Source organism: Paenibacillus sp. sgz302115, from assembly GCF_056120445.1.
This window is the reverse complement of sequence record NZ_JBVYOK010000006.1, coordinates 238542-264579: the sequence shown is the minus strand read 5'-3', so window position 1 is coordinate 264579 and position 26038 is coordinate 238542. Positions and strand designations below refer to the sequence as shown.

The window sequence follows — 26038 nt, the reverse complement described above, 5'->3', positions numbered from 1 at the left end:
GGACACTCTCCTCTCTTAACCGTGAATCGTGTTCAGCACAAGCGCAATCAGACTGACCGTCAGGTAATTGATGGAGAAGAGGAAATTTTGTTTGGCCCAGGCTTCATCATCCTTTGCCGTTAAACCCTTCAGGGTTAAGTACAGCCAGCCGAGTGATAAGCCCGCAGAGATAACAAGGTAAAAGATGCCCGCATAATCATATGCATACATCAGCACCGGTACCGGCAGCAGGAGCGCCACATAAGGGATCATCTGCAGCTTGGTGCGCCGTGTTCCCTTAACGACGGGGAGGAGCGGGAATCCCGCCGCTCTGTATTCCTCCTTGCGGCGGATGCCGAGCGCCCAGAAATGAGGCGGCTGCCAGAGAAACAGCATAGCGAACAGCAGCCATGCACCCAAATCAACATTTCCGGTAACTGCCACATATCCTATAACTGGTGGCATAGCGCCGGAGATAGCCCCTACCGATGTGCTCCATGTAGATGTTCTTTTCAGCCAAAGGGTGTACACTACTACGTAAACGAACATACCGACAATGCCGAACAATCCGGCCAATACGCCCGAGAAGGCAAACAGTACTGCCAGTCCGGCTATCCCAAGCCCGATGGCGTAGAGCAGCACGGTATTCGGCTTGAGTCTTCCCGTTGGAAGACCGCGCTCACGCGTTCTTTCCATCTTCATATCCAGATCACGGTCGAAATAGTTATTAAATACACAGGCCGAAGCCATAACCAGCATTGTGCCGAGCAGAGTCAGAATTAACCGGCCATATTGCACATCCCAGCCAGAAGCTACCCAGTAGCCTGCAAAAGCAGCGATCAAATTGGAACGGATAATGCCGGGTTTCGTCACTGTAATGAAATCGCGCCAGCTTGCGCCTTCCTTGGGCGATTTGGCGGACAGAGCCGCGGAATCGGACGAAGCCTGATATCTCAAATGATTGTCCACGTTTGGTGTTCCTCCTTCTTTGGGACTTCTAACGTTCTGTGTTGAGAATGTTATTCGTTTCGCTGTTAACTTTATCATAACAAACCGTAAAATACTTTGACAATCATTGACTTTAATGTTCATCAATTTGACAATTACGTGACAAAATTTATTTAACCCCCTTTAAATAACTGGACATGAAATTGGGTAGTAATTAATAGAGAACCTACGTACAAAGGAGATCTGACCAATGGATACCGCTACACACTTTGTTATGGGCCTCGGACTCGCCGGACTTTCCTTCGTCGATCCCGTTGTCGCCTCCCACCCGACGCTGGCCGGAGCCGTCATGGTCGCTACTGTACTTGCTTCTCAGGCACCCGATGCCGATACTGCGCTTCGCCTGAAGGGTAATGCGATGTATATCCGCAACCACCGGGGAATCACGCATTCCTTGCCATTTTTACTGCTGTGGCCCGCTTTGATCACGTTGGTCATCGGACCGGTATTCGGATTCACCAATTTTCATTTTCTAAGCCATATCGCGCTGTGGAGCTTCATCGGTGTGGCCGTTCACGTATTCTCTGATCTGTTCAACACCTACGGCACCCAGGCTGCGCGTCCCTTCACTGAGAAATGGATTGCCTGGAATATTATCCACATCTTCGATCCGTTTATTTTCGGCAGCCACTCGGCGGCAATTATTCTCTGGATCAGCGGGATCATTCCTCCGGCCCCCTTATTCATCACCTTGTACAGCTGCACTGCGCTTTATTATATTTGGCGGACTCTGGTCCATTCGCGGCTAACAAGGAATATCCAGAATAAAGATACACATCACCACGCCGGTGACCGCTATATTGTGATTCCCACCGTATCCCCGACGCGCTGGAATGTAGTGAAGGCTAAGCCGGACGGGAGCTACAATGTCGGCCAGCTAAACGGAAGAAAGCTCGAATGGTTCAAGCATGCGGTATGCTCCACTCATCCGGCAGTTGAGTATTCCAAAGCCCATCCCGACATTCAGTCCTTTCTGTACTTTACCTCCTATGCGGTAGCCGAGGTCGAAGTGCTGCCCTCAGGTTATATTGTACGCTGGGGGGATGTGCGTTATTTACACCGCAAGCAATTTCCGTTCGTCGCAGTGCTTGTGATGGATAAGCGATATCATCCGCTCAACACCTATGTGGGCTGGCTCAGCAGTGAAAAACTGGATGAACGGTTCGCCATTGATCCGGGGTCGATGAAGCTATAGCTTTGCTGAAAGGCGTCCGTGCTGCGGGCGCTTTTTTTCAGCTTGACGCCTGCTGCCGTATAGGGCACAATCACCATAAAGCGTTTTCACTTATGCAAAAATCAAAATCCCGCAGCGCATACAACGCTCCGGGATTCGCTTACTTACTATTCTGATAAAGAAAGAAGGCTGCGTTTATGGGTAAAGGCCTGTCGCTCTGGTTCGCATGCTCCTCCATTCTTATTCTTACCGCAGCTTCCATCTCCATCAGCTATAATATCTGGCTGGCTCTGCTGCTTGGCGTCTTATGCATATTCAACATTGGCTGGGGATTTATCGTTAAGGCGAGACTGAGACGCAAGGCTGAAGCCACAGCACAGCGGTCCTCTTAACGCAGCGGCAGGAATCCCATCCGCTCTTTAACACCTGCAAGTGTCTGGGCGGCAACTCCGCGCGCCCGCTCCGCGCCTTCGGCGAGAATATCGCTCAGGGCGCCGGAGCTGCGGATTTCCTTATATTTCTGCTGGAGGGGCTCAAGTGTCGCCACGAGAACTTCTCCCAGATCCTTTTTGAAGCCCCCGTACATTTGCCCTTCATACCGGTCGGCAATCTGCTGCAGAGTCATTCCCGAGCATTCGGCGTAAATGCTCATCAGGTTGCTGATCTCCGGCTTGTTCGCCGGATCAAATATAACTTCACGCCCCGAGTCGGTTGTCGCCCGGCTGATTTTTTTGCGGATAACATCCGGCGGGTCCAGCAGTGCAATATAGCTGCCTGGATTCGGGTTGCTCTTACTCATTTTTTTGGTGCCGTCATCCAGTGACATAATGCGCGCGCCCACTTCCGGAATATACGGATCAGGCACAGTGAAAAATTCGCCGAACCGGTGATTGAAGCGTCCCGCCAAATCGCGTGTCAGCTCCAGATGCTGCTTCTGGTCTTCTCCTACAGGAACCAAGTCTGCATTATAGATCAGAATGTCCGCAGCCATCAGCGATGGATACACGAACAACCCCGCACCTACAGAGTCTTTACCGGAGGATTTGTCCTTGAATTGTGTCATCCGTTCCAGCTCGCCCATTGCAGTGAGCGTCGTCACAATCCAGCCCAGCTCCGCATGCTGCGGTACATGGGACTGCATATAGACATTCGAAATTTTCGGATCAATACCTGCGGCAAGATAAAGCGCAGCCACAGATTCCGAATTTTCACGCAGTGCGGCCGGGTCCTGGGAGACCGTAATCGCATGCAAATCCACTACCATGAAGTAGCATTCATGCTCCTCCTGCAGCTTGACGAAGTTCTTGATCGCTCCGATGTAGTTGCCCAAGGTGAGTGAACCGCTGGGCTGAATGCCGGACAATACTTTTTTAGCCATAAAATTCCCTCCGTTTGATGTTATCTGATTCAGGAAGCACGCAAAAAAGCCCCACATCCGCAAGGGACGTGAGACCGTGGTGCCACCCTTATTCGCCGCTTGCACACCCCTTAGAGAGGCATAAGCAAGCTGCCTTGGCTTCCTTTAACGGGGAAGATCCGGCCGGTCTACTAAGGCTTCTGAAGGCCTGTTCAATCGCGGCGCTCATGGGTCCATTCGGACGGCAGCATCCCGCCGGTTCGCATCAACCACCGGCTTTCTGAAGGTACACTTGCCGCTTACTTGTCCCTGTCATCACATTGTCATTTTCATGAATGCATTCATCATAGTGCGATACAGAGAAGTTGTCAAATGACTTAACCACGGGAACATAAATCTGGTATGATAAGGTTATTCGTGTTTGAATCAGATCACAGTTATTTCAAAGGAGCATATATCTCATGAAACAGGTGACCAAAGGGCAGTGGGGCGGTTATGATACGTATATTCTGCATAGCCGCGAGCTGGAAGTCACGCTTTTGCCGCGACTGGGCAACAACGTTATTTCGTTGTGGGACCGTAAGGAGAACCGGGAAATTCTGCGCCGGCCCGATGAAAGCGACCTGGAATATTATATGCAGAAGCCATATCATTTCGGTATTCCGCTCCTGGTTCCCCCCGGACGAATCCGTCAGGGAAGATTTCAGTTTGAAGGCACAAACTATCAGTTCGAACAGAATACGGCGGAAGGCAACCATATTCATGGGCTTCACCGGATACAGTCGTGGTGCGTCAGCGATATTGAAGAGGATGAAGACGGCTGCGCGGTAACCACGGAGTTCACTACCACTGATGATGCACATTGGATGGAGCAATTCCCCGCTCCGCTCAAATTCGAAATGACGTTCCACCTTCAGGATAACCGGCTCCGGCAGACTCTGAAGGTCACGCATTTAGGAGACAAACGTATTCCTTTTGGCATCGGATATCACACCTGGTTCATGCTTGATGGCGAGCCTGGCCGCTGGAAGCTGGAGCTTCCGGCTGAAGCTGTCTATGAGCTGAACGATGAGCTGCTGACGAGCGGCAATCTGCTGCCTCTAGGCGATTTGGAGGCACTACAACAAGGCATGAACCTGAAGAACACTGACCTTGACACCGTACTGCGGATGGGAGAGCAACAGCCTGCAGAGGCTGTGCTGATGCGTGATGACGGCTATGGACTCCGCTATACCGCAGACAAAGACTTCTTCCGTCACTGGGTGATATATACGAAAGGGCAAGCCGAACAATTTCTGTGCATAGAGCCTTATACCTGGCTCCCGGATGCACCGAATTTGCCCAAGGATGCTTCTTTTACAGGCATGATCATCCTGGAGCCGGGCCAGACCCTGGCTCTGACAAGTGCTCTTGAAATGATCTATCCCGGGCTCTAAATTTCATATAATTACCACCCTTCAAACCTTTCGAACCCGTGCATGAATTCTTCTCCTAGCGCTCATACTATCTTCACAACGGGCGAAGGAGGTGAACAAACATGGGTCAAGCAGGTCAACAAGGTCGCGGTAGCCGTTCCAACAACCTGGTCGTTCCACAAGCAACTGCAGCTCTTCAACAATTGAAATATGAAGCAGCACAGGAGCTTGGTGTAACAATCCCAGCTGACGGTTATTACGGGAACTACACTTCCCGCGAAACCGGTTCTTTGGGAGGTTACATCACCAAACGTCTGGTGCAGCTGGCAGAACAACAACTGTCCGGTCGTGCATAGTAACTAGCCTTATCATAAGTATCCCGCCAGGCCAAATGCCTGAAGCGGACTAGCTTCTCAGCCCTCCCGCGCTTCTCGCCGAAACGCAGGAGGGCTTTTGCTTGTACATATCTATGTATAACTTAACCGAAGGATTGATCAGCATTGCCCGTTTGGGCATTGCGGGGGTAACGGATCATCAGGTTCGCCATATTGTAATTGGACTCCAGCGTGGCATCGACTACCACCATTCCCTTGCGGACCGCGAATTCGTAGCTGATTTCTCCATGTGTCCAGCGCCGCTTGAATTTCAGGCTCTCCAAGGCCATAAGCCGGAAGGAGGATTGCTGGCTTGCGCTTAATCCCTCCTGCTCTTCCTCAAACGTGCCGCTTCGTCCGTTAAGCGGATTGTGGCGGATGCCGAATTTACCAATGGCGTTATTCCTGATTTGCACGAAAACCGTACCGGAAGACAATCCTGACAATTCCTCCTGCAGCTCCTTAAATACCAAATCAATCTGTCGTGCCAGTGATAGTTGTTCCGTTCTTAACATGTGTATCCCCCTAAAAGTTTTGTGAGCATAACTACCTGGCTGTTCTTCGTACAAAACTTGTTTCGCAAGCATTTTCTTAAGTTTTGTGCGCTTAACTTACCTGTTAGCACGCCTTATATAAGGCTTTAGGCTCATTATAGGCCACTACCAAGGGGGGTTCAACATTATTCAACATAATTGGGCATTAATCCCTATAAATGCGCAAATTACATTATTTTATTATACATATCCTTCTACCAATCGTCTTAATTCGACAAATTTTCGAGCAATAAAATCAACAAAAAAGACCCCAAAAAGGGGTCTTTGCGTGTTCATACAGGGCTCATAAGCATTGATTTCAGACTGCAAAAATATGAAATGCCTTAGTTCAGACAAATTTCTTAGGCCAAATGCTCCGTCATTCTCAAAAATTCGTTAATATCCGCCGTGATCAACTCCACCGCTCCCTGCCAGAAATCCGGCTGGGTCAAGTCAACACCAAGGTGCTTAGATACCAGATCTTCCAGCGTCATGATCCCCGTATCCCGCAGCAAGCTGTCGTATTTGTCGGCAAAAGAAGCCCCTTCCTGCAGCGCAAGCCGGTATAACCCCGTACTAAACATATACCCAACGGTATACGGGAAATTATAGAAAGGAACGTCGGTAGCATAGAAATGCAGCTTAGCAGCCCAGAAATGCGGATGATATTCAGACAGCACACCACAGTAAGCTTCCTTCTGGGCTTCTACCATGAGCGCCGATAATTCTTCGGCATTCACAAGGCCCTCCTTGCGTTTCTCATAAAAACGGGTCTCGAACAGGAATCGGGCATGAATATTCATGAAAAAGGCCACACTGTTCTGGATCTTCGTTTCCAGCAGGGCCAGCTTCTCTTCATCACTGGCCGCCGCCTTCACCTGCGCATCAGCCACAATGACCTCGGCGAAGGTTGAAGCCGTCTCCGCTACGTTCATGGCATAATTCTGGTTGAAGTAAGGGAGATCATCCAGCAGGAAGGAATGATAGGCATGTCCAAGCTCATGCGCCAATGTCGAAACACTGGACGGCGTGCCGCCATATGTCATAAAGATGCGGGATTCCTTGCTTTCCGGGAAAGAAACGCAGAAGCCCCCGGGACGTTTGCCTGGACGGTCCTCAGCCTCAATCCAGTTGCTGTCGAAAGCGCGCTCGGCAAAATCCGCCATCTTCGGACTGAATTTGCGGAATTGTGCAACAATGTCTTTTGCTGCCTCATCATAAGGAATTTTGCCGGAAGATTTGCCTACAGGCGCATCCACATCCACCCAAGCCAGGGATTCCAGCCCCAGAACCTTGGCTTTGCGTTTGAGGTAAGAGACGAGTGCCGGCTTGCTCTCCGTGATGACATCCCACATCATATCCAGTGATTCACGCGACATGCGGTTGATGCCAAGCGGTTCCTTGAGCACATCCTCCCAGCCCCGGCCATTATAAAGATTCAGGCGGAATCCGGCCAAATGATTGAGCGTATCAGCGCAGTAATCCGCAGCGCCTCCCCAAGCCTCTTCCCATTTGCGGAACATCGTCTTGCGCACATTCGGATCGGCATCATCCAGCTTGTTGAATGCCTGTCCAACTGACAGCAGCTTGGTTCCTTCTTCATCTTCATAGGGGATCTGTATTGCACCGACAATCGTTTCATAATGCTCGCCCCAGCCATGATAGCCGTCGACAGCCAAGGAAAGCGCAAGGCCTTCCAGCTCCGGACTCATCTTCTCACGGGCCAGATTACGGCTTTCGCTAAGCACAAATTCCAGCGGGGCAACCTCTGGACGGGCCATCCATTGGCTCCATACTTCATCCGATGTTTGACGCAGCACATTGTCAAATTGTGAGCTGAATCCTTCAAATCCGGCCCGCATTCCTGTTACTTTAGAGGAGAGCCGCACAGCTCCTTTGTCCTGTTGATCCTGGGCGCCAAGACAGCCGGTGAATTCCGCAGCCTGAAGCAGACGGCCGGAGCAGCTCTGCAGAAGCGCTATCACACTATCCAGCTTCTTCGTTGATTCAGCATCGGTTGGAGGCACAGAAGCCGCTACCTGCTGCCCCAATGCTTCAATATCAGTCTCCAGCTTCTTCAAGTAGCTCTCAAATTGCGGTGAAGCCGACCCTCCGGGAAAAAGGGAATCGAGCTCCCAAGTCAATGACAGAGGATGTTTCATGTAGTCTCACCATTCCTTCTATTCGCATTTGGTTTTCTTTGTGTTTGGCCTTAAGCCATGGTAAAGTGAAGTACGATACAGCACATGCCGTCAAGATCAACTACCGCTTGCGGCAAAGTATCGCTAACAATAATATTTAGGAGGGCATTCACATGGCGCCACTGAAAATCTCACCTGAGACGGCCATTACGTTATCCAAACAACTTGGCGTTCCGCTGGAACACTTGATGCATATGCCTCAACATATTTTGCTGCAAAGGATCGCGGAATTATCCAAGAAGCAAGACAGCGGCGAACCGCAAGACAAAACGGAAACCCTGCCCCCTGAGAAGGAAAAGCAATGATTCCATTCAGCCACACCTGGCCTTATGACATTCTATTGGGCGACCTGTACGTGCAGTACTGCCCGTTCTGCAGTAAGGAGAACGTCCTGCTGCCCATGAAGCCGAAGGAACTGCAGACGGTCCGCGACGGCAAAAAAAAGCTGCTGGTCTTTCCCTGCTGCAACACCAGCCTGACGGTCATCGACAATGATAGCGACTACCTGCTGTTTGATCAGGCTGTACGCTGATCCTGTGTGTACAGATTAGCCCTGGCACACCCATAAGACGCACTAGGACAAGCATCCTTGTGCGTTTTTTGGACTGATGTTTCAGAAGACACCCTTCAGCAAGCGCTGATGGGTATCTTCCTGAAGCGCTCTATGTAGCTGAAGGCAGTCCATCCGGACTTACCCCGTCCCCGTGCATTTGTTCGCGAAGAATGGCCCACTGCTCACGGGCTGCCCGGATCATCGCGGCATCCGTAATTTTCTGATCATTGATCAAGCGGGAAAACCACTTCACGGCATTTCCGAATTCGCCGATGCGGCGGTACAGCTCACCGATCAGGTACATCAGGCGGGCATCATTCCCGACAATGCCGTCATTTTCAAACACCTTAACATACATATCAAGCGAATACCGCAAGAAACGCTGCTCCTGCGCTGTATCGCCCTTGTAGCGGTACATCCAGGCGATATGATGCAGCAGGCTGGCGATAATCCGGTCCTTGTCCTTGATGCTCTGGGCACAGATAAGCGCAAGCTTGTACGTCTCAAGCGCAGCTTCCCAGTCGCGCTTCTCTCCGAAATCCCGGCTAATCCAGCGTTTGCCCACTTGATCACTGAATGACTTGCGCTGCCAGTCAGCCAGCTTGTCCGCCGAATTCTCCGTAGAAGCAAAGCCGCAGCTTGGACAGACACGCACGACATAATAATCAGGATTCTCATTCTTGTAATAGGAGCAGAAATCCGCGTCCCGTCGAATAGCCTTTTTGAGGCTTGGACGCACTCTTGAGGTCGAAAACTCATGTTCACAGTTGCAGCAGATAACTTTAATAGAATAAAGAGGTATTAATTCTGGCAAATGCCCTCATCCTTTCACGATCATCTACGCGTTTACTCCTGGGGCATGTTGACAAAATGATGCGCAGGTCCCGCGAGCCGGCTCATTACAAACGAACGCAGGGGTTCCGCCACCCCCGTCTCCTCCAGCGCCTCTTTCATGCATTCCAGCCAATCCTCCGCGCGCGCCGGCGTAATAGGAATATGCATATGCCTTGCTCTCATCATCGGATGGCCATGCTGATCTGAATACAGCGTTGGACCGCCGAAAAACTGACTCAGGAATTGATACTGCTTCTCCATAACCGGAGTGATGTCTGCAGGGAATAATGGTCCCAGTTGCGGATGAAGCTGTACCTTGGCATAGAATACCTCCACCAGACGGTGAAGACCTTCAGCGCCCCCCAGGCTGTCGTAAATGCTGTCATTTGGATTCATCGGAGGTTACCAGCTTTCTTCCATATTATTATAACGCCATTAGTATTATACCAAAATTTACGCCGCACGGTTATCCGCCTTTAAGTATACTTATTTGTTCCTTACAATCAGAAAAAAAGCGCCAAACAATTTGTTCAGCGCCTTGAGTATTTTAATAGGTCCGAAATTCCTCATCACCAGGAGGGACGAGAGAGACCCGGATGACATATACAAAAGCACAAACAAGAACTCCGGCAACTACACTCATCACCATCACTCCATCCCTTATAAGGTGTGCATTAATTAATTTTATAATACCATAATTTCAGCGAAAAAGCACAATATACTGTAACCGCTTACCTATATTTTTTGTGCTGTTTGTCCTAATTTTCGCATACATCTAACCATATACCGGGAGGCGTTGATAATGATTCTGAAAAAAACCTACGGCCCCCTGATGGGCGGTATTCTGGCTGGGTGTATGCTGCTGATGCTGATCCATCCGGCAAGCTCTCTGGAGGCTGCGCTGCGCGGACTGGCTGTCTGGTGGGATGTGCTGTTCCCCTCGCTGTTTCCATTCTTCGTGATATCCGAGATCATGCTGGGCTTCGGCGTTGTTCATCTTTTTGGCGCGCTGCTTGACCCGCTTATGCGTCCGCTCTTCAACATACCTGGCAGCGGCGGCTTTGTGGCGGCTATGGGATATGTATCAGGATACCCTGTTGGCGCCAGATTAACCGCCAAGCTGCGCGAGCAGGAGCTGATTAGCCGCGTGGAGGGCGAGCGGCTGGTGGCCTTCACCACCTCCTCCGACCCGATCTTCCTGCTGGGCGCTGTCTCCGTCGGGTTCTTCCACGATGCTTCATTAGGGCTGATCCTGGCTCTCGCTCATTACGGGGGCGGCTTAATTGTCGGACTGCTCATGTCGTTTCACGGACGGCGGGAACCTCTATCCAGCGGGCCGGTTGTGCCGGATGGGTACAAAGGCACTCCAGCTGCTTCCAGCTCCGGAAGAGTTGCCTTGGCGTTACGATCCATGGCCGAAGCCCGGCGGAAGGACGGCCGGAGCCTGGGCGAACTCCTGAAGGGTGCGATTGGGTCCTCATTACAGCTTATTATTGTCGTAGGGGGGCTGGTTGTATTCTTTAATGTGCTGATGGAGCTGCTGGCCCGCGCAGGAATCATGTCCGTACTCTTTGCCGGTACAGCAAATCTGCTGAATCTGGCGGGTTTTCCTTTGGAGCTGTCCAAAGCTCTGGTCAGCGGCCTCTTCGAGGTGACACTGGGCGCCCGTTCAGCCGGAGCGGCAGCATCGGCAGTCCCGCTCCAATTCAAAGCCGCCGCAGCCGCCTTTATCCTCTCCTGGGGCGGGCTGTCTGTGCATGCTCAGGTAGCCAGTATCCTGAACGGCACCGGGCTGCGTTACCTGCCCTTTATGGCTGCCCGGCTGATACATGCTTTCCTGTCAGCGGGACTGCTCCTGCTGCTCTGGAAGCCCGTAGTAGGCTCGGGGCTCTCCAGGGATTTTGGCTCGACGCCAGCCGCCGCAGGCTTTGTCTCTCCGGGTTCCGGCCTTGCCGGAAGTCTAAGCCTGCTGGGCATTCTGCTCGGCTCGCTGCTGCTATTCTCGCTGCTGGCTTGGCTGCTCCGCAGGATACCGCGCTTGCGCCGCCGCTGACTTTTCGCTGCAACAAATATTGTGTTCCGGGTCAAGATTGATTATGATCGGTGTATGACTGAATCAGACAAAGGAGCCTATACACCTTGAGATATTATGTTCTGGACCGCGGAGATGAACTGTCCATCGAACTTGCAGAGCAATTTCACAAGCTGGCAGCAGAGCGGAACCTGGAGCTGGATGCCAAATCTCCTGAAATTGTTGTTTCGATTGGCGGGGACGGCACCATGCTGCATGCTTTTCATACCTTTATCAATCAGATTCCTAATCTGGCCTTTGTAGGTGTTCACACCGGACACTTAGGCTTCTATGCAGACTGGAAGGCGGATGAGCTGCCTACCCTGGTTGATTATATGTGTGGAATTGGCGATTCCGGGCCCCATAAGCCCCGGATCGTCCAGTATCCGCTGCTCGAACTCGAGATCCACCAGAAATCCGGCACTACCTCGCATATTGCCCTTAACGAGTTCACGCTGAAAGGGGTGGACGGCACTGTTGTTATCCAGGTTGACATTAATGATGTTACCTTTGAAATGTTCCGGGGCGATGGCCTGTGCATCTCCACCCCGTCAGGCAGTACTGCCTATAACAAAAGCCTCGGCGGCGCCATGGTGCATCCGACCATTGATGCGCTGCAGATTGCCGAGATTGCGTCGATCAACAACCGGGTCTTCCGGACAATGGGCTCGCCTCTGCTGCTGCCCAAGCATCATCACTGCGATATTTTTTCGCGCAAGGACCAGCGCCTGCTGCTGACGGTTGACCACAACAACATTCCGGTGGATGATCTGATCTCCGTCCGTTGCCAGGTGTCCAGCCAGAAAATCAGCTTTGCCAGGTACCGGCCGTTTCCGTTCTGGGAACGGGTCCGCGAAGCGTTCCTGATTTAATTTAGCAAACAGAAAGCCGGAGATGCGGGAGCATTTCCGGTTTTCTTATGGGCTTTAACCCGTTTACATTCCTCTTAAAATAAGCTTACATGTTTGGATAGACAGCAGGAAAAAACGGATGGTATAATGAACCTATTTTACAAAGAGCTGTTATTTTAAAGGAGAGAGAGATTATTGAAGAGATTATTATCCCTGCTTGGCATGAGCTTGCTGGCCCTGGTGCTAGCGGTTCCCGCTTTTGCCGCAGAAAAACCGATTAAGGTCTATATTAACGGAAGCAATGTTGCTTTTACCGCCGGCTCTCCTTATCTGCACAACAATACGGTGCTGGTCCCTTTCCGTGTAGTATTTGAGAAGCTGGGGCTCAAGGTGCTCTGGGATGCCAAGACGGGAACAGTCACCGGAACCGGCCCGAATCTGGCAATCCGGCTTAAAGTCGGCAGCAACCGGGCAACCGTCAACGGGCTTGTCAAGAAATTGACTACAGCACCTGTCGCAACTAGCGGCACGACATACATACCCTTGCGTTTCATCGCTGAGGCTACCGGCGGCGCAGCCGTCTGGGATTCAGCCAGCAGAACGGTTAAGATCACCACCGCTGTATCCGCTGCAGCAGACGAGCAGGCGATTACGTCACTTATCCAATCATCTGCCAAATACTATAATGAAAAGGATGCAAAAGGCTTCTATTCCCTTTTCATTTCAGAGCCGGGCCAGACGGAAGCTATTGACAGCATGAACGATTATTTCAAGAGCTATGATGTGAAAAACACCATTGATAGCCTTAAAATCCTGAGCCTCCAGAGCAATGAAGCCACTGTATATACCGAGGAAAGCTCCGCTCGGACAGGCGGCCGCTATCTTCCTGACGAGAAGCTTGAATATTTGTACAGTCTGGTCCGCAAAAACGGGGTGTGGAAGATCTCCGGCACGGAGGTACAGAATCGTTCAATTCTGCTGACGCGGGAGCAAGGAATGGCCGCTGCGGCGGTTCCGCAGACCGACGCTTCTGTTATTAAAGACAATCTGAACAAATATTTACAAGCCATGAGCGCTAAGAATGTGGACGGCGTCCATGCGCTAATGACCTCATACGGAGCAGAATATGATGCCGCGAGCAAGGAGGATACAGCAGACTTCTTCAAAAAGTACAACATCAGCTACACATTGAATGATGCGAATATCTTCTATTATGGCGGGGATGAAGCTGCCGTGTATGCGGAAACCTCGGTTAAAGACGCCGATTCGGAAGAGAGCTACAAGCAGTCCTTAATTTTTATATTCTCCAAGTCAGACAGCGGCGCATGGACCATTGACGACAACTACCATGTTGCCTACTCTGAATAACAAGCTTAAGGACCATGTCATTATAAATCATATAAAAAAGGGTGTATCCAATCATGAAATCAGGAAAGTTAATGACCACAGTTCTTAGCGGCTGTCTGGCTGTATCCCTTGTTCTTGCGCCGGCTGCACTGGCAGCGGACAGCACTCAGACTACTGACGCTGCTGACAGCACCAAGGCGGCTTCGAGCACCGATCTTATTAATGAAATTATGGAGTATTTGGAGAAATACAACGTTGAAGGAGTGGACAAGGATACGCTCGTCCGCGGAGCCATTGACGGTATGGTGGACACGCTTGATGATCCTTACAGCCAGTACTTTGACGCTGATGAGGCGGCTGAATTTAGCCATCAGGTCGATCTCGAATATGTGGGTATCGGTGTCAGAATGATGTACAGCTCGAATGATCTGTACATTGAAGAGGTAATGCCTGGTTCTCCTGCAGAAAAAGCCGGCCTGAAGCGCGGAGATACCATTCTGAAAATCAATGGTGTGAAAATCGAAGATACGCAAGGCGACGAGCTTGGCGGCAAAGCCGGCACGAAAGTCACACTGCTCGTAAAACGAAACGGTGCTCTTAAAACTTACAGTGTCGTGCGCAGCGATATTGAATCGGTATCTGTGACCAGCAAAATTCTCGGACAGAAGGTTGCCTACATTTCCATCAGCGGCTTCACTCAAAACGCTGACGAGGAATTCTCCGCCGCACTGGACAAGATGCGTGCCGCCGGGATGAAATCCCTTGTGCTTGATCTGCGTGACAACACAGGCGGATACATGGATTCCGCCTATAATATCGCCACAAAATTCATGGACAAAGGGATTATGATGTACACCTCCGATGTAAGCGGAGCCTTGACCCCTGTTGCCATTACCGACGGCAGTAAAATCGGGGTGCCGGTTGTGGTGCTGACCAATGAATACACCGCCAGTGCTTCCGAAGCGCTGACCGGCGCTTTGCGCGACAACAAGCTAGCCACGGTTGTCGGCACACGTTCCTTCGGTAAAGCCCGGATTCAGAGCCTCATTCCTGTCTCCGGCGGAGCACAGCTCAAGCTGACGACACAGAAATATTTGACACCTAACAAAGAGGATTTCAACCACATCGGGCTGTCGCCTGACATTGAAGTCAAGGGCAAAACCGCCCAATTGATTACCGCCCTGCAGCTTGCCGGAATGACCAGCATCACTGCCTCCGGTGACAATCATATTCTCGATGTTAACGGAATTCCTTTTGTAGGAAATGTTGGACTTTTGAAGCAGGGAGACAAGATTTACGCTTCAGCCAAGGTGCTTGCTGCCCTTACTGAAAGTGAACTCGCTTGGGACTCCAAGAACAAGAAGGTAGTTATCACTACCGGTGCCGGCACCGTTTACGGATTCGCCCAGGCTACCAAAGAGGGAATCATCAATAACAACGAGACCTATATTGAATTAAACGCCTTTACAAAGAAATTCCCGGCACTAACGTGGAGCTATAACAGCTCCCAGAACCAATTAAAGCTATCTGTAAAATAACAAGCGTTGATCTCCATATCAAGGGTGTCTTGAAGCCACGAATAACCGGCTGCCAAGGCATCCTTCTTTTATTTCAAAAAAAAGAGTGCCTCATGCTGCCGTTATCGTATCGGCAACAAAGACACTCTTGCTGTTTGATTAGTTCGAAGGATTCTGCGGCTGACCCGAAGACTGGCTTTGCGGCGGTCTGCCTTGGGTATCCTTATAATTTTTCTTGTTCTGGGCGTCCTTATTCCGGTGATTCCGGCTCTGATGCTCCCGCACGGGTCTGTCCTTGGCCGCATTCTCCTTAACCTGGGCGGTCAAGCCCTTGTCGCGGGCTGCAGGAGCCTGATTTGAAGACGGCCTGGATGGCCTTCCTTGCTCTTCTTTTTCCAATGCAGCCGATTCAAGGGAATCCTGCTCCCTCTCTTCGTCTGCGCCGGCTACCGAAGGCTCTTTGATCAGAATATCCTTGAACACGCCGTCTTTAGGCAGCTCCTTCAGCTTGTGCAGCACAAAATAGGCGCAGCCAAAATTGCAGTATTCATTAATGTAATCTACCATGCCCGAAATCGCCGTGTCCCGGGTAACCTTGGGATGGTTGTCCCGGTAAAAGCCCTTCAACCGCAATTGGCTGTAGCCCCAGTCACCGATAATGTAATCGTAACGGTCCAGCACCTCGCTGTATCTTCCACGAAATGCCTCGGGATTCCAGCCGTCCTTATGATCCAACATGAGCTCGTAGCCTTTTCCACCAATAACGATCAAGCGTTTGTCGCCTGCCTTTCAGATGTAAGTAGGGAGGCGTTGATGAAGCCGTCATTCCGCGGGATTTTGGATTTCCGGTCGCTGTTGTTGTCTGATTTCCTCAATTGAACCGGCTAGGCGGTTGAAATCAGACAACAAAGGCGAACGCTGCCGCTCCTCCAATTCCAAAATCCCTCTCCATGACTCCCTCAACGCGGGAGGGGAGAGCAAACAACCAAAAGCAGGTTGATTGCTCGCGCTCCAACCTAAAACCTTAAACCTTAAAACCTTAAACCATAAACCTATAAACATAACAAACAATACAAAGCGGCCAAAGGCCGGAGGTTAAGTGGAATTAGTATCACTAATTTGCTCAAATCGGTGGTGTCGCGGCATTTAGTTGGATTTTGTCCACCTAATCGGAGGATAAACAGGCTATATCGCTCTATTCGTTCAGATTAGTTGTACTTTTTCCCACTAATGTTAGTTTGGGCTCATGATGATTCTAATTAGTTGTACCTTTTCCACTTAACTATTTAATTCAATGGGTGCAGAGAGCAGAGTCCTTCTACAGAACTTCCACAGACAGGAACTTGTTCCCTTTCCGACAGCAAGGCGGGCAAGCCAATCACAGCTTACAAAGAAACAGAACGCTCCTCACGAGCAGCGGTAGCGGACTTAACCTGCTCATGTGCATGGTAGGAGCTGCGGACCAGCGGGCCGGACTCCACATGGCTGAAGCCGCGCTTCATTCCTTCGTCCTTGAGCTTTAGGAATTCTTCCGGTGTGTAGTATTTCTCCACATTCAGATGCTTAGGGGTAGGCTGCAGGTATTGGCCTATTGTCAATATATCACAATCCACCGCCCGCAGATCATCCATCGCCTGCAGAATTTCATCCCATTCCTCGCCGACGCCAAGCATAATACTTGATTTGGTAGGGATATCCGGTTTGATCTCCTTCGCTCTGCGCAGCAGCTCCAGGGACCGGCGGTATTTGGCTCTGGCCCGCACGCGGTCGCTCATCCGCTCCACTGTCTCGATATTGTGATTCAGAATATCCGGGCGGCTGTTCATTACAATCTCAAGGCTGTCCCGGTCTCCGAGAAAATCCGGAATCAGCACTTCCACACTGCACAGCGGAAGACGCTTGCGGATCGCGGCTACTGTCTCGGCAAAAATCGCCGCACCGCCATCCTTCAGATCATCGCGGGCTACACTCGTAACCACACAATGCTTCAGCATCATGTTCTCTGCCGCCTCGGCAACACGCTCCGGCTCCAGCAGATCAAGCTCGGTCGGCATGCCTGTGTTCACGGCGCAGAACCGGCAGGCCCGGGTACAGATGTCCCCCAGAATCATAAATGTAGCTGTACGGTTCGCCCAGCATTCATAAATATTCGGGCAGCGCGCTTCCTCACATACGGTATGTAAGGTTTTGGAGCGCATCATGCCTTTGATTTCCTGATAGTTATCACCAGTAGTTAACTTGATCTTGATCCAGTCTGGCTTGGGTTGTTTGGCTGTTCGATTAGACAAGTGGTTGAACCCCGCTTTCGCCTGAATATTTGCTTCATCATGGTTAAAAGTTGCTGCCTCATATTATAGCATGTGCAAGGGGCAAATGCCTGTTTTTGTGAACACTTTTAGGCAAGAACGGATAAAAATTACCTTTTTGCTTCAATCTAAAAGAAAAGCACCCTATCCGGGTGCCGTTCGATGACAAGTAGAAACGGCTACGCCGTCCTCTGGCAGAGGCGGCATCCGTTTCAGCGAGAAATAGAAGGATGATTTATAGCGTGAAACATATAAATCCTTATATTTGGACAAATGGAGGTTGTTATCATGCTTACCCTGTTCAAGAACTGCACCAAGCGGAGAACGCTGCTCTGTCTGTCTGCCGCTTCCCTGCTGCTCAGCGGAAATCAATTTGCCGCGGCAAGTGCCGCTAGGCATGACTACCAGCTGCCCACAGCCGCATCCAGCGAAGGTGCAGTCCACAGCAAGGAGAACAGCGCCGCCGCCCGCAAGGAGCTCTACGAGCAAATGAGCGCGGCCACAGGGATTTCCTGGTTCAGATTCGCCGCCATCGACCAATACGAGCGGACGATGATCAAGAAGAAAAGCAGTGACGAGGTTCAAGATCACCCGCGCCTTACCGGAATCAATATACCGGCACCGGTATGGTCCGGTCCGCTTAATCCGGATCAGGAGGACCGGTCGCCGAAATCAATCAGTTTTTTTGGAGGTTTTGGCCGTGACGGCTCAGGAGATGGGATAGCCGATCCTGAAAATGACGCCGACGTGCTCTATAGCATGGCGAACCATCTGCTGAAGTACGGGGATTCCCCCAGCGACTTCAGCATCGGTGTCTGGGAATATTACCATAACGGCCGCGCCGCACAGCGGGTTGCGCAATTCTCCAAGCTGTATGAGCATTTCGGGCGGCTTGACTTGTCGGGCAGCGCTTTTCCCCTGCCGGTCGGAACAACCTATTCCTACAACAGCACCTGGGGGACCGGCAGAAGCTGGGGCGGAGCACGCATCCATGAAGGGACAGATCTGTTCACCCCGCATGGCATGACCGTGCGCAGCACCTGCTTCGGCATAGTCGAGACCAAGGGCTGGAACCGTTTTGGCGGCTGGAGAATCGGCATCCGCGATATCGAGAACCGCTACCACTATTACGCGCATTTGGCCGGATATGAAAAATCCATCTCCCGGGGAGATATTGTAGTGCCGGGACAGACAATAGGCTGGGTAGGCAGCTCGGGCTACGGCAAACCCGGGACACAGGGCAAATTCCCTCCGCATCTGCATTATGGAATCTACCGCGACCGGGGAATCACAGAATGGGCCTTTGATCCTTATCCGCTGCTGAAGCAATGGGAGAACCAGGAGTTCAGAGCATTGAAAAAACACAAAAAATAACGGTGCCAGTTACTATTGCAGCATTAGACAGCCAAAGGGCGCTACTTCCACCAGGACACGGTTCCCGCTGCGGATGGACACTCCGGTCAACAGGTCGGTCAGCTCATCTGTGTCTGAGCGGAAGGGACTTAACTCCAGTTGATAGCTGTTCGGAGAATTATTGATGATCAGTCCCATTTTGTTCTGCCCGCTGCTGCGCACATATCCCAGGACATTGCGGGCTTCATCCGTAAACCAAGGACGGAAAGAGCCTTGCCGCAGCACCTCATGTTCCTTTCTCAGCGCTATCAGCTTGGTGTACCAGCTATACAGTGCGGTATTCTGTTCTTCCTCCTGCCACAGCATCGGCTTACGGCAATGCGGGTCGGTCGCCCCCTCCATGCCAACTTCATCCCCATAGTAAATCATAGGCATACCGATATAGGTCATCTGGAAAAATACAGCCAGCTGCATCCGCTGCAGCGCCGTGTTCTCCCGGTCCCAGCCGCGTCCCCCCAGCTTGCAGGCCGTTAGAAAACGCAGTGTGTCATGGCTGCCGAGCAACTGGAACATGGCGCTATTGGCCTGATCGTTGCAGAGTGCTTCCAGATGAAGCAGCTGTTCACTAAAACGCACCGGCCCGATGGATTGCTCCGCAAAAAATTCGAGCACCGCATCGCGCAGGACATAATTCATCCCGCCGTCGAACTGGTCGCCCCGAAGCCACGGTCCTGAGTCATGCATTACCTCGCCGATCAGCAGCAGCTCAGGGAATTCTGCCTTCAGTTCCCGGCGGAACCGCGTCCAGAATAACGGAGACACCTCGTTGGCCACATCCAGACGCCAGCCGTCGATTCCCGCCTCACGAACCCAATGCTTGGCTACACCCATCATATAATCGGCCACCTCGGGGTGCTCCATATTCAGCTTGGGCATATGCGCCTCTGCTTTGGCAAAGGTCTCATAATTCGGCGAGGGAGATTGCGTTACCGGGAATGAGCGGATAAAAAACCAATCCTTATATTTCGAGGCCTCCCCTTTCTCCAAGACATCCTTGAAGGCAAAAAAGGTATCGCCAGCATGGTTGAACACGGCATCCAGCAGCACCCTGATCCCATGGCGGTGCGCCTGGTCCACCAGAGCCTTAAGACCCTCAGTATCGCCAAAGGCGGGATCAACCCTATAGTAATCCGAGGTGTTGTATTTATGCTCGGAAGGGGACTCGAAGATAGGTGTCATATACATAACGGTAACACCCAACTGCTGCAGATAGGGAATTTTGTCGAAAATTCCTTTCAGAGTTCCCCCGTTATAGCTGCTGGGATAAATCTGATAGACAACCGCATCCGACGTCCAGGAAGGCAGCTTAAGCGCCTCCGGGCGATGCATATAAGCATATTGAAAAGAGCCTGCACGCTCCCGGCTCTCCGCCGTTCCCCGCTCCCCGTACCACAAATACTCACCGGCGGAATTCTGCACATGGAACATATATCTGCATTTGCCCGTTACCGTATAGAGGATTGCCTCATAAATCTCATAGGCGCCGGCAGAGCCTACCCGCTCCATCAGCAGCGGAATTTCACAGCCTGGTGAATCGTAACGGTCAGAATGAATCACAGTACAGGTCAGCTGCTGGCCATTTTGCACAAATAGCCGCAGCTTCAGCGCACCGGGACCCACCGGAAAAGCAAAGGGATCTTCGGCGGTATGATACAAAAACCAGCGGGTTGGCATATTTTACATATCTCCTTTTATTGTAGGATGATGCTGTTTTCACAAAATAAAATCGTTTATCACATCTAGGGAAACCGGTTTCCTAACTAGAAAGTATCATACCCGATTGTGCGTTGTCAATGAACAAGAACGCTTCTTTGGCATGCTAAAAAGCCTCCTCCGCGCTTTCGTGAAGGGGGCTTGGCTATAACTGATATGTAGCGGTGCGCATCAATCGTCGGAGCTTTGAATGAACCTCAATATCTCATTCATCACATATTCGCTGTCATCGCAATAGCAGAGCATGTGTCCACTGTTCTCCACGAGCAGCAATTGCTTGCGGCTGGAGGGTATAGTCTGCTGCAGGTAAGCAGCGCTTTTGGGCTTCACCAGGTGATCTCTTTTGCCTTGTACTATCATCGTCGGCGTCTCAATCTGCGGATAAATCTCAAAGCTCTCGCGGACCAAACGCAGAAATTCTCTGGTAGCCTTCCCGGGAGTGGAGCCGAATTTACTCAGATAATTTCTGATCATCACCGGGCTAACGAGCGTCCTTAGAATCTCTACCGGGTTGAGTGGAAATACCGGAGCAGACAGCAGCGTAAGCGACTTGATCCGGTCCCGGTACTGTACCGAAAGCCCGGAAGCAATAAGTGCTCCGGTGGAAAAGCCGATCAGATGCACCTTCCCGCCCCCATCATGGCGTAGCAGCTCCTGCAGCTCGTCCTCAGCGCTTTGCCGCCAATCATTTCTATCCGATTGAAGCAGATCATACCGGCTGCCTCCGTGTCCTTTTAGCGTAAATGTTCTCACATGGTAATTATGCCCTTCCATAAATTGTGACAATGGTGAGATTTCAAATTCACCCCCGGTAAAACCATGTATGAATAAACAACTGTCCATATACACCCTCTTCTCGCCGTAAATGATCGTACGCCCAGGCGATATGGTTACCCGCCCTCATTTCATCCATATTATGAAAAATAAACCTTGACAGTCAAGCCGCCAAGGTTTGTATCTTATTCTCCTTGCTGTCCGGGGTCCGCCCCGGCATTGCCGGCGTTTGAGGACGGTTCATTAGCCGTTCCACTGCCCGGTGTGCTGTTATTGCCGCCTCCTTCGTCAACCGTGGCATCTTTTTCCGTCTCCCCACTCTTCTCCTCGCTTGCAGGCGGGGCCGGAATGGCAATTCCCGGAGCGCTGCTGCCGTTGGTGCCCACAGGCTGGCCCTGATTGTCGTAGTAATACATCGGCACATCACCGACAACCATCAGATAGGAGACGGGAATTTCCGTATCAACCACCTGAGGTTTCATATCGAACGGAATAACAACCGCCACCTCAGTGACGATGTGAATGTAGACCTCGACGAGAATCATGTTAATTCCCGCATCCTTCTGGCGGGTGTTCAGCTCCACCTTGACCGCGCCCTGCGGCTCAACCTTGATCGGCACATCCGGGCCATAGGAAGCAATGAGGGAACTGCCGAGCGCTTGACCGAGCGGGATATGCTCCGTCTGATTGCGGAGCTGCTGCAGCGTGGACTGGATAACCTCCGCCGCCTGCGAGGTAATGCGCATATGCTCCTTATAGTTGAGCATGAAGCCTGATATTTTGCCGTTTTTATCCGTCTTCCAGTCAATCAGCGCCTCGGCGTTTCCACTGTCGGCTACTTGTGAATTGATCGCCTTGTTGATCGCTTCCGTAGCGATTTGCTTCACACGGATTTGCGCCAGATGAAGTATCGGCGGCTTCAAATGCTGCTCCACGTAACGCAGCCCCTGCAATACGGCCAGAATGAACAGAAGGCTGAAGATGATCCAGAATCTGCCTCGTCGCCGCGGCTTCTGCCCCCGTACTACAGGAATGTTGGCCGCTTCTTTCCGCTCGCTTCTTCCGAACGGCCTGAATGGCATTCTGCTTCTTGGGACCCTATACTGTGCTCCCTGGCCGGACGGGAGAATGCCCGTTTTTGTCGGTTTCGCCTTGAATGCCGGACTGCGCCCCGCCAGCCTGGGAATGCTGTCTCTTGACGGCCGCGCCTTGAACGCCGGACTGCGTCCCGCTGCTCTTGGAATGCCGTCCCAGCTCAGCTTTGGCAGCCGCAGGCGGCCCAGGTTCGGCACCCTTGCTCTTCGGCTCCCCCATTTTCTGATTCTGCCCATGCCCTTCGCCCCTCCCGAGATTCCCGGAGGTCAAGCCGCCTCCACTTACTATAGGCTATTCGGGCAAAACAAAAAATAACCCCAAAAATGGGTCATATCTATATAAGTTGAACTAAAGAAAATATAAAAAGGGCAGAAGTGACGGAGGGGAAGTTTGGATACTTACGGAGTGATAGCGACCGCCTGAGAGCTTTCCGTAGGAAAGCTGGCATCGTAAGCATAAGCTGTCTGCGGATTTCCACCGCAAAAGCGGTATAAATCAAGAAATCTGTAGACAACAGCGGCCGGAAGTCCAAACATTCCCCGCAGTTACGACCAGACCCCAATATGAAATCTATAGTTCAATTTATATAGCAGTAAAAAAGAAGAACACTCCCTGGGTGAGCCCTTGGAAACGTTCTTCTCAACTTATCCTTTTGATTCCAGCCTGCTCCGCTTATCCTCCTGCAGATGCCCCCAGTGGCGGCGAATGAAGATTCCGATCAGAATCACAATAAAAACTCCATACCACGTTAAGTAGCCGTCCCATTCCTCCCGCGGGACGATAAGGGTCGAGCTGATCGTTCCGAACAGCCAGATGTACGAAAGATTGCCAAGCACCGTTCCCCAGATAAAAGCCGAAGCCTTGATCGGTGAAACGGCCGACATGAAATTAATAATATTGCTGGGAATGATCGGCACCGTGCGCAGCAGCACCAGCGTCCAGATCCCGTATCGGTCCAGGTAACGCTGCCACTTGTCATAGCGCTTCAGCTTGGAGCGCCATTTGCGGTCGAACCAGTCAAAGAGGTAGCGCCGGAAGAGGAAGTACATCAGCACCGCACCCAGATTGCTGGCCAGCCAGCTGATCAGCATACCGCCAATTACATCAAATACGGACACATGCAGAACAATCAATGCCGCTAAAGGGAAAAATCCGAACAGGCTTTGCAGCAGCGCCAAAGGAACGGTGACGAACAAAATATACGGCCCGCTGAGCCCAAGCGTCTGCAGCAGCCAATCAATCCAGGTGTTTATAGTCTCTGTCATGGAGCAGCCTCCTTTCTGGATTCCTTGAAGCAGAGCTGAATTTCTTTCTCTTCAAGAAAAACACCCCTTACGGGGTGTTTATTGAACGAGTCTGCTGTATATAACCATGCGTATGAAAAGAACATTTCATTTAGAGTACAAAATGTACAAGTTACAGAATTGTAGCCTTTGGTTTTCTACATCATAGCACACAACATCAGCCGCTGCAAAAACTCAACGTTCATACAGAACTCTTATTTTTGCTGGAAATGCTCCTCTTATTCATCTTAATGCCTCATTATCTCGCAAGGTCTCATTTTTCCTTAGGCTCTAGCATATCCCCCAATATTATTCTCTCTGCTCTACTGCACCAACAGTTGGCTAATTGCACTTTGTACAATAAAAATCGCCAATAATCGACCATTCAGACATTCTACTGCACTTCGTACAATTAAAATACGCCCCGCGCCCTAAAACAGAGGAATTATCGAAATTCTACTGTACAAAAAGCAGCTAAAACGAATTTCATCCGAAAAATGAGCGATTCTACTGCACAAAGTACAATTAAACGAATTAGCGCGCGTCAAGCTTTACTCTGAGTGCTAAACTGTCGCTTCCAACACTAAGTTTTACTCAGGGTGCTCAACTGTCACTCCTGACACTAGCATTACTCAGAGTGCTCAACTGTTGCTTCCAACACTAAGCTCTATTCCGGGTGCTCAACTGTTGCTTCCAACACTAAGCTCTGTTCCGAGTGCTCAACTGTTGCTTCCAACACCTAAGCTCTATTCCGGGTGCTCAACTGTCACTCCCAACACTTAGCTCTATTCCGGGTGCTCAACTGTCACTCCCAACACTTAGCTCTATTCCGGGTGCCAACTGTCACTCCTAACACTTAGCTCTATTTTTGCTACTCAACTGTTGCTCCTAACATCCGCCAAATAAGAGTAACCATCTAAGCACCAATTCCCTCTCAGTTCTCTTCATCGGCTGAGCTACAGCAAACCAACTCTCTCTTACAATACTTACAATACACGTTGCCCGATTCACCTTCATTACTATCCATCCCCTCATAAAGAAGCAGGAGGCGACACCACGGGATCCAGCGCCAGCTTCACCAGCAGACCGGCATGCGTGAGTCCGGCGCCGAAGCCGTACAGCAGAACCTGCTGACCGTTCACCACTTTGCCTTCACGGATACCCAGGTCCAGGGCAAGCGGAATGCTTGCGGCCGAGGTGTTGCCGAAGTACTCAAGGCTGTACAAAGCCTGCTCAAACGGATAATTCATCCGTTCACAGATAGGCTCGATCATCCGCAGATTGGCGCTGTGCGGAATGAACCAATCTACCTGCTCCATGCTGGCGCCCGCGTTATTCAGCACCTGCTGCACACCCTGAGGCACGGTGCGTACCGCCCAGCGGAAAACCTCGCGGCCATTTTGCACCAGCTTACCGGTATCTATAAGATCAACCTCATTTACCTTGTGCGACAGGTTTGTGCGGTACACATGATGCGCCCCGCTGCCATCGCTGCCCATATGGAACCCGGTGAAGCTGTCCTGCTGCGCGTCACTCTCCACCAGCGCCGCCCCCGCTCCGTCGCCAAAAAGGATGCAGGTGCTCCGGTCGGTATAGTCCGTGATTTTGGACAGGGCATCCGCGCCAAGCACCAGCACTTTGCGGTGCAGCCCGGAAGCGACATAGGCATGTGCCGTATGCAGTGCATAGACGAATCCGGCGCAGGCAGCGCTCATATCTATGGCTCCGGCCGTGGACGGAATGCCCAGACGGTTCTGCAGGATAGCCGCAACTGAAGGAAAAGAAAAATCAGGCGTGCTTGTAGCGACGAGAATCATATCGACATCCTGTACGCTTTTGCCATAACGTTTCATCAGATCCAGCACAGCGGCTGCACATAAATCACTGGTATATTCGTCCTCACGGCTGATTCTGCGTTCACGGATTCCGGTCCGCTGGACAATCCACTCATTATCGGTATCCACCATCTGCTCCAGGTCGTGGTTCGTAAGTCTCCGGGCCGGAACATAAGCCCCGATTGCTGTTATTTTGGCACCTTTCAAGAGTATCACCCCATAATTTAGTATCTGATATTAGTACTTGGTACTAAGTATAACCTCCGGCCCTCTATTTTGCAAAAGAAATCAAGAACCAGCTTGGCCGCCTTTTATAACACATATACTCCATATCCCCAAAAAAAGAAGCTCTATATCATGCATTCCCCAGTCCGGGTAAATATATTACGCAGAAGGGCGGCAAAC

24 protein-coding genes are annotated in these 26038 nt (G+C 51.2%); 11 read left to right on the top strand and 13 right to left on the bottom strand.

Features of this window, described 5'->3' with window-relative positions:
- Positions 1–15: 15 nt before the first annotated feature.
- Positions 16–948, bottom strand: a complete 933-nt coding sequence (gene cyoE, locus AC0LWN_RS14755; RefSeq protein WP_474666502.1) for a heme o synthase — start codon at positions 946–948, stop codon at positions 16–18.
- Between the two features lie 229 nt (positions 949–1177).
- Here cyoE and AC0LWN_RS14750 point away from each other — a divergent pair, with 229 nt between their 5' ends.
- On the top strand, positions 1178–2182 hold the full coding sequence (locus AC0LWN_RS14750) for a metal-dependent hydrolase (RefSeq protein ID WP_474666500.1): 1005 nt from the start codon (positions 1178–1180) through the stop codon (positions 2180–2182).
- Positions 2183–2358: 176 nt separating this feature from the next.
- On the top strand, positions 2359–2553 hold the full coding sequence (locus tag AC0LWN_RS14745) for a hypothetical protein (RefSeq protein WP_474666498.1): 195 nt from the start codon (positions 2359–2361) through the stop codon (positions 2551–2553).
- Here the strand turns inward: AC0LWN_RS14745 and trpS are convergent.
- On the bottom strand, positions 2550–3539 hold the full coding sequence (gene trpS, locus AC0LWN_RS14740; RefSeq protein WP_474666497.1) for a tryptophan--tRNA ligase: 990 nt from the start codon (positions 3537–3539) through the stop codon (positions 2550–2552). The genes AC0LWN_RS14745 and trpS overlap by 4 nt on opposite strands.
- A 440-nt stretch (positions 3540–3979) precedes the next feature.
- Between trpS and AC0LWN_RS14735 the strand changes: the two genes are divergently transcribed.
- Both AC0LWN_RS14735 and AC0LWN_RS14730 read left to right on the top strand, forming a co-directional pair.
- Complete coding sequence (locus tag AC0LWN_RS14735; RefSeq protein WP_474666495.1) at positions 3980–4954, top strand: aldose 1-epimerase; 975 nt, start codon at positions 3980–3982, stop codon at positions 4952–4954.
- Between the two features lie 101 nt (positions 4955–5055).
- Complete coding sequence (locus AC0LWN_RS14730) at positions 5056–5289, top strand: alpha/beta-type small acid-soluble spore protein (RefSeq protein WP_458966588.1); 234 nt, start codon at positions 5056–5058, stop codon at positions 5287–5289.
- 122 nt (positions 5290–5411) lie between these two features.
- Here the strand turns inward: AC0LWN_RS14730 and AC0LWN_RS14725 are convergent, their stop codons facing one another.
- Positions 5412–5822, bottom strand: coding sequence for an O-methyltransferase (locus tag AC0LWN_RS14725; RefSeq protein ID WP_474666493.1), 411 nt, complete (start codon positions 5820–5822; stop codon positions 5412–5414).
- Between the two features lie 380 nt (positions 5823–6202).
- Positions 6203–8002 (bottom strand): M3 family oligoendopeptidase, encoded by a 1800-nt coding sequence (locus AC0LWN_RS14720; RefSeq protein WP_474666491.1) that lies wholly within the window; start codon positions 8000–8002, stop codon positions 6203–6205.
- A gap of 152 nt (positions 8003–8154) precedes the next feature.
- Between AC0LWN_RS14720 and AC0LWN_RS14715 the strand changes: the two genes are divergently transcribed.
- Entirely contained in the window at positions 8155–8346 is a 192-nt protein-coding gene (locus tag AC0LWN_RS14715; protein WP_474666489.1) for a YycC family protein, read from the top strand.
- A complete protein-coding gene (locus AC0LWN_RS14710) occupies positions 8343–8573 on the top strand; it encodes a hypothetical protein (RefSeq protein WP_458966584.1) in 231 nt (76 codons plus the stop codon). Before AC0LWN_RS14715 ends, AC0LWN_RS14710 begins: the two co-directional genes overlap by 4 nt.
- 130 nt (positions 8574–8703) lie before the next feature.
- Here the strand turns inward: AC0LWN_RS14710 and AC0LWN_RS14705 are convergent, their stop codons facing one another.
- Entirely contained in the window at positions 8704–9408 is a 705-nt protein-coding gene (locus AC0LWN_RS14705) for a DUF2225 domain-containing protein (protein ID WP_474666487.1), read from the bottom strand.
- A 32-nt stretch (positions 9409–9440) separates the two neighbouring features.
- Positions 9441–9824: a globin domain-containing protein gene (locus AC0LWN_RS14700; RefSeq protein WP_458966582.1), complete on the bottom strand. Its 384-nt coding sequence runs from the start codon at positions 9822–9824 to the stop codon at positions 9441–9443.
- Between the two features lie 406 nt (positions 9825–10230).
- Between AC0LWN_RS14700 and ylbJ the strand changes: the two genes are divergently transcribed.
- The 4 genes from ylbJ to AC0LWN_RS14680 all read left to right on the top strand — a co-directional run bounded on the left by ylbJ (position 10231) and on the right by AC0LWN_RS14680 (position 15235).
- Positions 10231–11481, top strand: coding sequence for a sporulation integral membrane protein YlbJ (ylbJ, locus tag AC0LWN_RS14695; protein WP_474666484.1), 1251 nt, complete (start codon positions 10231–10233; stop codon positions 11479–11481).
- An 86-nt stretch (positions 11482–11567) separates the two neighbouring features.
- Complete coding sequence (locus AC0LWN_RS14690) at positions 11568–12371, top strand: NAD kinase (RefSeq protein WP_474666482.1); 804 nt, start codon at positions 11568–11570, stop codon at positions 12369–12371.
- Between the two features lie 174 nt (positions 12372–12545).
- Positions 12546–13718 (top strand): stalk domain-containing protein, encoded by a 1173-nt coding sequence (locus tag AC0LWN_RS14685; protein ID WP_474666480.1) that lies wholly within the window; start codon positions 12546–12548, stop codon positions 13716–13718.
- Between the two features lie 53 nt (positions 13719–13771).
- The gene (locus AC0LWN_RS14680; RefSeq protein WP_474666478.1) at positions 13772–15235 is read left to right on the top strand and encodes a S41 family peptidase; all 1464 of its coding nucleotides are present in this window, start codon (positions 13772–13774) and stop codon (positions 15233–15235) included.
- A 138-nt stretch (positions 15236–15373) separates the two neighbouring features.
- Here AC0LWN_RS14680 and AC0LWN_RS14675 read toward each other — a convergent pair whose 3' ends face one another.
- Both AC0LWN_RS14675 and lipA read right to left on the bottom strand, forming a co-directional pair.
- Positions 15374–15985: a YutD family protein gene (locus AC0LWN_RS14675; protein ID WP_474666476.1), complete on the bottom strand. Its 612-nt coding sequence runs from the start codon at positions 15983–15985 to the stop codon at positions 15374–15376.
- A gap of 614 nt (positions 15986–16599) precedes the next feature.
- A complete protein-coding gene (gene lipA, locus AC0LWN_RS14670; RefSeq protein WP_458966576.1) occupies positions 16600–17502 on the bottom strand; it encodes a lipoyl synthase in 903 nt (300 codons plus the stop codon).
- A 306-nt stretch (positions 17503–17808) separates the two neighbouring features.
- On the opposite strand from lipA, the gene AC0LWN_RS14665 reads away from it, so the two are divergent.
- The gene (locus tag AC0LWN_RS14665) at positions 17809–18894 is read left to right on the top strand and encodes a M23 family metallopeptidase (protein WP_474666474.1); all 1086 of its coding nucleotides are present in this window, start codon (positions 17809–17811) and stop codon (positions 18892–18894) included.
- A 12-nt stretch (positions 18895–18906) separates the two neighbouring features.
- Here AC0LWN_RS14665 and AC0LWN_RS14660 read toward each other — a convergent pair whose 3' ends face one another.
- From AC0LWN_RS14660 to AC0LWN_RS14640, 5 genes are all read right to left on the bottom strand, one after another.
- Positions 18907–20607 (bottom strand): alpha amylase N-terminal ig-like domain-containing protein, encoded by a 1701-nt coding sequence (locus AC0LWN_RS14660; protein WP_474666472.1) that lies wholly within the window; start codon positions 20605–20607, stop codon positions 18907–18909.
- Between the two features lie 210 nt (positions 20608–20817).
- A complete protein-coding gene (locus AC0LWN_RS14655) occupies positions 20818–21489 on the bottom strand; it encodes an alpha/beta hydrolase (RefSeq protein ID WP_474666470.1) in 672 nt (223 codons plus the stop codon).
- Positions 21490–21605: 116 nt separating this feature from the next.
- Positions 21606–22751, bottom strand: coding sequence for a sporulation protein YunB (yunB, locus tag AC0LWN_RS14650; protein ID WP_474666468.1), 1146 nt, complete (start codon positions 22749–22751; stop codon positions 21606–21608).
- A 408-nt stretch (positions 22752–23159) separates the two neighbouring features.
- Positions 23160–23780 (bottom strand): TVP38/TMEM64 family protein, encoded by a 621-nt coding sequence (locus AC0LWN_RS14645; RefSeq protein ID WP_458966571.1) that lies wholly within the window; start codon positions 23778–23780, stop codon positions 23160–23162.
- 1049 nt (positions 23781–24829) lie between these two features.
- Complete coding sequence (locus tag AC0LWN_RS14640) at positions 24830–25840, bottom strand: ketoacyl-ACP synthase III (RefSeq protein ID WP_474666466.1); 1011 nt, start codon at positions 25838–25840, stop codon at positions 24830–24832.
- Positions 25841–26038 lie beyond the last annotated feature (198 nt).

Excerpts from the sequence above, each read along its gene's own strand:
- AC0LWN_RS14750 (WP_474666500.1), top strand. The coding sequence starts at position 1,178 with ATGGATACCGCTACACACTTTGTTATGGGCCTCGGACTCGCCGGACTT.
- AC0LWN_RS14745 (WP_474666498.1), top strand. The coding sequence starts at position 2,359 with ATGGGTAAAGGCCTGTCGCTCTGGTTCGCATGCTCCTCCATTCTTATT.
- trpS (WP_474666497.1), bottom strand. The coding sequence starts at position 3,539 with ATGGCTAAAAAAGTATTGTCCGGCATTCAGCCCAGCGGTTCACTCACC.
- AC0LWN_RS14735 (WP_474666495.1), top strand. The coding sequence starts at position 3,980 with ATGAAACAGGTGACCAAAGGGCAGTGGGGCGGTTATGATACGTATATT.
- AC0LWN_RS14730 (WP_458966588.1), top strand. The coding sequence starts at position 5,056 with ATGGGTCAAGCAGGTCAACAAGGTCGCGGTAGCCGTTCCAACAACCTG.
- AC0LWN_RS14725 (WP_474666493.1), bottom strand. The coding sequence starts at position 5,822 with ATGTTAAGAACGGAACAACTATCACTGGCACGACAGATTGATTTGGTA.
- AC0LWN_RS14720 (WP_474666491.1), bottom strand. The coding sequence starts at position 8,002 with ATGAAACATCCTCTGTCATTGACTTGGGAGCTCGATTCCCTTTTTCCC.
- AC0LWN_RS14715 (WP_474666489.1), top strand. The coding sequence starts at position 8,155 with ATGGCGCCACTGAAAATCTCACCTGAGACGGCCATTACGTTATCCAAA.
- AC0LWN_RS14710 (WP_458966584.1), top strand. The coding sequence starts at position 8,343 with ATGATTCCATTCAGCCACACCTGGCCTTATGACATTCTATTGGGCGAC.
- AC0LWN_RS14700 (WP_458966582.1), bottom strand. The coding sequence starts at position 9,824 with ATGAATCCAAATGACAGCATTTACGACAGCCTGGGGGGCGCTGAAGGT.
- ylbJ (WP_474666484.1), top strand. The coding sequence starts at position 10,231 with ATGATTCTGAAAAAAACCTACGGCCCCCTGATGGGCGGTATTCTGGCT.
- AC0LWN_RS14680 (WP_474666478.1), top strand. The coding sequence starts at position 13,772 with ATGAAATCAGGAAAGTTAATGACCACAGTTCTTAGCGGCTGTCTGGCT.
- AC0LWN_RS14665 (WP_474666474.1), top strand. The coding sequence starts at position 17,809 with ATGCTTACCCTGTTCAAGAACTGCACCAAGCGGAGAACGCTGCTCTGT.
- AC0LWN_RS14660 (WP_474666472.1), bottom strand. The coding sequence starts at position 20,607 with ATGCCAACCCGCTGGTTTTTGTATCATACCGCCGAAGATCCCTTTGCT.
- AC0LWN_RS14655 (WP_474666470.1), bottom strand. The coding sequence starts at position 21,489 with ATGGACAGTTGTTTATTCATACATGGTTTTACCGGGGGTGAATTTGAA.
- yunB (WP_474666468.1), bottom strand. The coding sequence starts at position 22,751 with ATGGGCAGAATCAGAAAATGGGGGAGCCGAAGAGCAAGGGTGCCGAAC.
- AC0LWN_RS14645 (WP_458966571.1), bottom strand. The coding sequence starts at position 23,780 with ATGACAGAGACTATAAACACCTGGATTGATTGGCTGCTGCAGACGCTT.